Source organism: Burkholderia sp. Ac-20353, from assembly GCF_017104785.1.
In the GTDB taxonomy this organism is placed as follows: Bacteria; Pseudomonadota; Gammaproteobacteria; order Burkholderiales; family Burkholderiaceae; genus Burkholderia.
Genome location: NZ_JAAGPL010000311.1, coordinates 1 through 6643, shown reverse-complemented (window position 1 = coordinate 6643; position 6643 = coordinate 1). Strand labels below are relative to the sequence as shown.

The window sequence follows — 6643 nt, the reverse complement described above, 5'->3', positions numbered from 1 at the left end:
TCCGCCACTCTTTCCCTACACGCAGCGCTTCCGATCTCCGCCGCGCGCCGCTGCGGCGGGTCAGCGGATCGGCGGGATCGGCGACTCGAAGGCACAGGCGCTCAGCGCGCCGGTTCGTGGCCGAGCTTCAGGAACCGGTAGTAGACGGTTTCGGCGTTGAACACGGCGATCATGAAGCCCGCGCGCCCGTCGAGAAAACCGCGCCGCAGCAAGTAGGTCCGCACGAACGCCCACAGGCCGCGCGCGACGGCCTTGCCGAAGCCGCCGTGCTGGCCGGCCGCGCGGCGCTGCCGCGCGCCCGCGCTCGAGTATGCGTCGAGCTTGCGCACCACCGCCTCGAAATCCTCGTACGAGTAGTGCATCAGCTTGCCTGTGAGGCGCTGCGCGGGCGTGTCGAACACGAGGCGCTCGTGCACGAGGTCGTCGGAGAAGCGCGCAGCGCCTCGCCGGAACAGGCGCGGCACCCAGTCCGGGTACCAGCCGCTGTGGTGGATCCACTGGCCGCAGAAGCTCGACAGCCGGTCGAGCGCATAGACCTGCGCGGCCGGTTGCCGGAGCGCGGCGCGGATCGACTGCGCGAGTTCCGCGCTGACGATTTCGTCGGTGTCGAGCGACAGGATCCAGTCGGTCGAGAGCGCGTCGAGCGCACGGTTCTTCTGCGCGCCGAAGCCGGGCCAGTCGGTTCGCACGATCACGCGCGCGCCGTGCGCGTGCGCGATCGCGACGGTGTCGTCGGTGCTGCCGCCGTCGATCACGACGACGTCGTCGGCGAACGCCAGCGCGTCGAGGCACTGCGCGAGCCGTGCGGACGCGTTGAGGGCGATGAGGGCGACGCCGAGGGTGGGTTCTGCCATGAAATCGTCGGAGGGATGGAGGATACGGTGAGCGGCAGTATACCCGCGCCACCCGTGCGATCATCGCCCGCCGCCGCCAGCAGCGGCCATGCCGGCGAGGGCGGTGCGGCTATAATGTTGGGCCTTTTATGTTGGGCCTTTTCGGCACCCGCCCGGCGGGGTCGGAGACCCGGGTCGACTTCGTCCCCGGGCGCCGCGACGCCGCTCAAGAAGGATTGCCTTGGAAACTCAGAACACGCTTCGCAAACCCATCGACGCGGCCGGCACATCGCCGGCCTCGGTCTTCAAGCGCCTGTGGCCGTACATCAAGCCGCTCATCGGCATCGTGGTGCTCGCCGTGATGACGATGGGCGTCGTCGCGGCGACGGAAGCCGGGATTCCCGCGCTGCTCAAGCCGCTCCTCGACCACGGCTTCGGCTCGCACGGCAGCGATCGCGCGAAGTGGTACGTGCCGGCCGCGGTGATCGGCCTCGCGTTCGTGCGCGCGGTGTCGCAGTACACGTCGAACTACCTGCTCAACTACGTCTCGAACCGGATCCTGCTGCAGCTGCGGCTCGAGATGTTCAAGCGGATGATCCACACCGGCGCGTCGTTTTTCCAGCGCGAAACGGCGAGCACGGTGATCAACGCGATCGTGTTCGAGGTCAACCAGATCCTGTCCGTGCTGACGGGCGTGATGGTCACGCTGGTGCGCGACTCGCTGACGGTGATCTTCCTGCTCGGCTACCTGTTCTATCTGAACTGGCGGCTCACGCTGATCGTCGCGGTGATCCTGCCCGGCATTGGCTGGCTCGTCAGCAAGATCAACCGCCGGCTGCGGCGCCTGAACCGCGAGCACCAGACGCTCACCAACGAGCTGTCGTACATCGTCGAGGAGACAGTCGGCGGCTACAAGGTCGTCAAGGTGCACAACGGCGAATCGTACGAGATCGACCGCTTCACGACGATGAGCAAGCGCCTGCGCGGCTATGCGATGCGGATGACGATCTCGGGCGGGCTCGCGCAGCCGCTCACGCAGTTCCTCGCGTCGATCGCGCTCGCGGTCGTGATCACGATCGCGGTCATGCAGTCGTCGAACGACCAGACGACGGTCGGCGGCTTCGTCGCGTTCGTCACGTCGATGCTGCTCGTGATCTCGCCGCTCAAGCACCTGATCGACGTGAACCAGCCGCTGCAGCGCGGGATGACGGCGGCCGAGCTGATCTTCGGCCTGATCGACGAGCCGGCCGAGCCGCAGGGCGGCGGGCGGCCGCTGTCGCACGCGCGCGGCGAAATCGAGTTCCGTAACGTGTCGTTCGATTACGGCGCGTCCGAGCGGCCGACGCTCGACCGGATCTCGTTCAAGGTCGCACCGGGCGAGATGGTCGCGCTCGCGGGGCCGTCCGGCAGCGGCAAGACGACGCTCGTGAACCTGCTGCCGCGCTTCTTCGACCCGACGGGCGGTGCGATCCTGCTCGACGGCGTGCCGGTTGCCGACTACGACCTCCATGCGCTGCGCAGCCAGATGGCGATGGTGAGCCAGGACGTCGTGCTGTTCAACGACACGATTGCCGCGAACGTCGCGTACGGCCAGACGCCGGATCGCGCGCGCGTGCAGGCCGCGCTCGAGGCCGCGAACCTCGCCGACGCGGTCGCCGCGATGCCCGACGGGCTCGACACGATCGTCGGCGGCAACGGCATGCGGCTGTCGGGCGGCCAGCGGCAGCGTCTCGCGATCGCGCGCGCGATCTACAAGGATGCGCCGATCCTGATCCTCGACGAAGCGACGTCGGCGCTCGACTCCGAATCGGAACGCCACGTGCAGGCGGCGCTCGAGCGACTGATGGAAGGCCGCACGACGCTCGTGATCGCGCACCGGCTGTCGACGATCGAGCGCGCGGACCGCATCCTCGTGCTCGAGGCCGGCAAGATCGCCGAAGAGGGCAGCCACGACGAGCTGTTGCGCGTCGGCGGGCTGTACGCGCACCTGCACCGGATCCAGTACCAGCAACAGGCGGCCTGAGCGGCGCGCGGCCGGGCGCCGCGCATGCGTGTCACCGTCCGTATGCTAGTCTTCATTGCGCAGCCTGCAGTCATTTCATTCGACGTGACAACACGGAGGGAACGCGTAATGAAGATGCACCGCATGATGTTGGCCGTATTGATCGCCGCGGGTTTCGCCGCGCCGCTCGCGATGGCGCAGGACGACAACGGCAACGACCACGACCACCATGGCGGCCCGGGCATGCAGCGCGGCCACGGACCGAAGCGCATGCCGCCCGGCCACGAGATGCGTCGCGAGGACGACGTGCCGCCGCGCTGGGCCGACCAGCCGCATCGCGACTGGCACAAGGGCGACCGGCTGCCGGACGAGTTCCGCGACCGCCAGTACGTGGTCGACGACTGGCGCGGCTATCACCTGAGCCCGCCGCCGCGCGGCTATCAATGGATCGGCATCGGCGGGGACTACCTGCTCGTGCAGATCGGCTCGGGCCTCGTATTGCGGGTCGGACCGTAGCGGCTCCGGGTTCCGTTCCCTAAACCGCTCCTGATCATCACCTGCCGCCGGGCGTTCGGCGCCCGGCGCGCGTCGCCATTGCGCCGGCCACGCGCCGCTGCGCTACTTGCGCCGGAAGCAGCGCCGCTCGATCTTCGACATCCCCCAGCACACGCCGAGCGCGCAGACCGTGCCGAGCGTCACTTCACCGAGCCGCACGAGCGGAATGTCCCACAGCGGGCCGCTGCCCGGGAACAGCATCACGATCGTCGCGGTGACGCCGCCGAGCCGCGCGGCGCTGCCGACGTTCAGGCACCAGCAGCAGACGATCACGACCGCGACCGCGATCGCATAGGCGAGCATGTCGTGGCCGCCGCCGAACGCCGCGCCCGCGAAGCCGAGCACGCCGCCGACCATTGCGCCGACGAACTGGTCGCGCGACAGCGACATCGTGTCCGAATAGTTGTGCTGGGTGACCGCGATCGCGGTGATCGCCGCCCATACGGCCTGCTCGGTGTGCAGCGCGCGGCCGATCCCGTACGCGAGGCACGCGCCGCAGACGGCCTGCAGCGCCATCAGCCCGCCTTGCGCGAGCCGCTCGCGCAGCGAGAGTCCCTTGAACAGGTCGAAGATCGATTGCTGGATCTGCTGCCGGGTTTCGTCGAGTGTCCTGAGCGTATTCATCGTCGTGCTGTCATGAATCGGGAAAGAGCGCGGAAAGTGCGGGGAAAGGGCCGCGCGCGGATCGCGTCAGTGCGCCTGCTCGGGTGAAGCGGCGGCGGGCTCCTCGGCCGCGTCGTCGCCGTTCTCGACCCGCGTTTCCGGCATCCCGAGCCACACCAGCAGCACCGCGAGCGCGCCTGCCGCGGCGAGCCCGAAGAAGCTGACCGCATTGCCGAAATGGTCGGCGACGTAGCCGGCCGCGGCCGTGCTGAAGGTCGCGCCGATCCCCGCCGCGAGGCCGAACAGGCCGATGCACAGGTTGTAACGGCCCTTGCCGCCCGCGACGTCCGCGGCGATCAACGGCAGCATCACACCGAACACGGCGGCGCTGATGCCGTCGAGCATCTGCACCGGCACGAGCAGATACGGGCTGCTGACGCCGGCGAACAGCAGCGCGCGCACCGGCAGCGCCGAGAAGCCGAGCAGCAGGATCGGCCGGCGGCCCCAGCGCTGCGCGGAGCGGCCGACCCACGGCGACAGCATCGCGACGATCGCTTGCGGCACGATGATGCACGCGGCGATCACGAGCTGCACGTTGTCGCCCATGCCGGCCGTCACTTCGCCGGCCGCGAGGTTGAGCATCGCCGCGTTCGACAGGTGGAACAGCACGACGCACGCGGCGAAGATCAGCATGCGCCGGTCGCGCAGCAGCTCGAGCAGCGTCTCGCGCGGCTCGCCGTCGCTGTCGTTCTGCTTGTCTTTTTCGTCGTGCCTGCTCCCGCGATGCGGGATCACCGTATGAGTCGGCTGGATCATCGCGAGCGCGAACAGCGCAGGCAGCGCGAGCACCGCGGTCAGCCAGAACACCGCGCGCGCGGAGAAATACTCGCCGGTGAGCCCCATCAGGCCTGCCGCGACCGCGCTGCCGATCGACGCCCAGCGCGCGTTGCGGCCGAGCCGGTCGCCGAGGTCCGCGCGGCCGACCAGCGAGAACGAGATCGCGGCCATCGCCGGCACGAGCATGCAGCTCGCGAAGCCGTGGAACACCTCGGCCGCGATCACCGGCACGATCGTCGGGCTCGAGGCGAGCAGCACCGCGGACAGGATGATCGCCGCGATCGCCCATGCGGCGGCGCCTTTCTTGTTTTTCAGCGCGTCGACGGCCGCGCCGCCCGGCACCTGGCTCACCATCGCGCTGATCGTGCCGATCGACAGCACCATCCCGATCTCGCCCTGCGTCCACTTGTGCGACGCCAGGTACGACGCGATGAAGGGGCCGAAACCCGTTTGAACGTTTGCGACGAAGAAGTTGAGCCAGTCGAGGGCCCGGAGACTGCGCAGGCTGACGGAATGCTTGATCGTCATCGGGCAGCACTCGCAGACGAAGCCGGCGCGGCGGCGGCGGCCGGCGGCGAGACCGCGACGATCGGCTTGTCGACCGCGTAGGGCGGCGACGCCTTGATCTGCGCGTCGTTCAGGTCGAGCTGCGGATGCAGTGCCTTGTCGCGCGTGACGAAGTGCAGCGCGGCCCAGTTCGCGGCGATCGAGCGGCGCTCGGTATTGACGAACCCGCCGAGGTCGAGCACGACGGCCTGCGGTTGTGCGTCACGGTCGATCAGCACGTCGACCACACGGCCGATCTTCGTGCCATTCGGCCGTTCGACGTCGCTGTCGAGCATCGGCAGCCGCGTCGCGGGGGATGCCGCGGCGGAGCCCGACAGCGGCACGGCCTTCGGCCGAGCGGCCGGCGGCAGGTCGCCCGACGGCACGTCGAGCACGATCGGCTCGCGCTTGCCGCCCGGCGTGAAGCGGAACACGTTCCACGGGAAGATGACCTTGCGGTCGCCGATGCCCATGAAGCCCTGAAGGTTGACGACCATTTCGCGCGGCTTGCCGCTCGCGTCGGCCACCATGTCGACCGCGCGACCGATCACCCTGCCGTTGCGGCGCGCGACTTCGCTGTCGAGCAGCGCATGGATCTGGGTGCGGTCGAGTGCGCGCGTCGCGACGAGCGGCGCTGGCGGCGGGGGCGGCGGCGTCGGCGATTCGGGACGCGGCACGGGCTTCGGCCGCGTCACCTCGCGGTGCGGCTTCTTCGGCGCTTCCGGTTCCTCCGGCTGCGTCGGGGCCGGCACGGGCGGCATCGTCAGCGGCTCGCCGGCGGTCTCCTCGACCGGTTCGACGAGCGCCTCGCTGATCGGCGCGGGCGGGTTCTGGGTCGGCAGCAGCCCGCAGCCGGACAGCAGCGCGGCGGCGAGGATCAGGAAGACCGTCGAGGACGGGAACGACATGCGGGACGCGGGAAGAAGCGGATATCCGCCGCTCATTGAAACTCACTCCAAGGGTCGGGACGTGCCCGGTGGCACGCGGCTGGCGATGGATGGCGGGTGCGGGCGGCGCACCACGCGAGGGGAGAGTTTAACGTGTCTCGCGGGAAAGGCCGATGAAGGAGGGGGCGCTTCGCCGTGAAGCGGCAAGAAAAATGGCGATGCGGGGCGGCCGGCGGGATGTGCCGGGGCGATCTGGAGGCGCGCAGCGACGCGCGGTGTGGCCGGCGTTGGGCGGCGTCGGTCGGCGCGGCGCGATTGGCCGGCCTCGTCGCAACCGGCCCGGTTGCGGCCCCGCCGTCGCACCGAGCGACGGCGAAGGG

6 protein-coding genes are annotated in these 6643 nt (G+C 69.6%); 2 read left to right on the top strand and 4 right to left on the bottom strand.

The window, feature by feature from the left end:
* Positions 1-101 precede the first annotated feature (101 nt).
* Positions 102-854: a glycosyltransferase family 2 protein gene (locus G3N94_RS38795; protein ID WP_205799496.1), complete on the bottom strand. Its 753-nt coding sequence runs from the start codon at positions 852-854 to the stop codon at positions 102-104.
* Positions 855-1074: 220 nt separating this feature from the next.
* Here G3N94_RS38795 and msbA point away from each other — a divergent pair, with 220 nt between their 5' ends.
* Both msbA and G3N94_RS38785 read left to right on the top strand, forming a co-directional pair.
* Positions 1075-2856, top strand: coding sequence for a lipid A export permease/ATP-binding protein MsbA (msbA, locus tag G3N94_RS38790; protein WP_205799495.1), 1782 nt, complete (start codon positions 1075-1077; stop codon positions 2854-2856).
* 108 nt (positions 2857-2964) lie between these two features.
* Positions 2965-3351: an RcnB family protein gene (locus G3N94_RS38785; protein ID WP_241022325.1), complete on the top strand. Its 387-nt coding sequence runs from the start codon at positions 2965-2967 to the stop codon at positions 3349-3351.
* 102 nt (positions 3352-3453) lie between these two features.
* On the opposite strand, the gene G3N94_RS38780 is transcribed toward G3N94_RS38785, so the two are convergent.
* The 3 genes from G3N94_RS38780 to G3N94_RS38770 form a co-directional block, all read right to left on the bottom strand.
* Positions 3454-4014: an FUSC family protein gene (locus G3N94_RS38780; RefSeq protein ID WP_205799493.1), complete on the bottom strand. Its 561-nt coding sequence runs from the start codon at positions 4012-4014 to the stop codon at positions 3454-3456.
* Positions 4015-4080: 66 nt separating this feature from the next.
* Positions 4081-5358, bottom strand: a complete 1278-nt coding sequence (locus G3N94_RS38775; RefSeq protein WP_205799492.1) for an MFS transporter — start codon at positions 5356-5358, stop codon at positions 4081-4083.
* A complete protein-coding gene (locus tag G3N94_RS38770) occupies positions 5355-6320 on the bottom strand; it encodes a PRC-barrel domain-containing protein (protein ID WP_205799491.1) in 966 nt (321 codons plus the stop codon). Before G3N94_RS38770 ends, G3N94_RS38775 begins: the two co-directional genes overlap by 4 nt.
* Positions 6321-6643: the final 323 nt, after the last annotated feature.

What these genes read in the sequence shown, in the direction of transcription:
- G3N94_RS38785 (WP_241022325.1), top strand. Translation starts at nt 2,965, where the DNA reads ATGAAGATGCACCGCATGATGTTGGCCGTATTGATCGCCGCGGGTTTC.
- G3N94_RS38795 (WP_205799496.1), bottom strand. Translation starts at nt 854, where the DNA reads ATGGCAGAACCCACCCTCGGCGTCGCCCTCATCGCCCTCAACGCGTCC.
- G3N94_RS38770 (WP_205799491.1), bottom strand. Translation starts at nt 6,320, where the DNA reads ATGAGCGGCGGATATCCGCTTCTTCCCGCGTCCCGCATGTCGTTCCCG.
- G3N94_RS38775 (WP_205799492.1), bottom strand. Translation starts at nt 5,358, where the DNA reads ATGACGATCAAGCATTCCGTCAGCCTGCGCAGTCTCCGGGCCCTCGAC.
- G3N94_RS38780 (WP_205799493.1), bottom strand. Translation starts at nt 4,014, where the DNA reads ATGAATACGCTCAGGACACTCGACGAAACCCGGCAGCAGATCCAGCAA.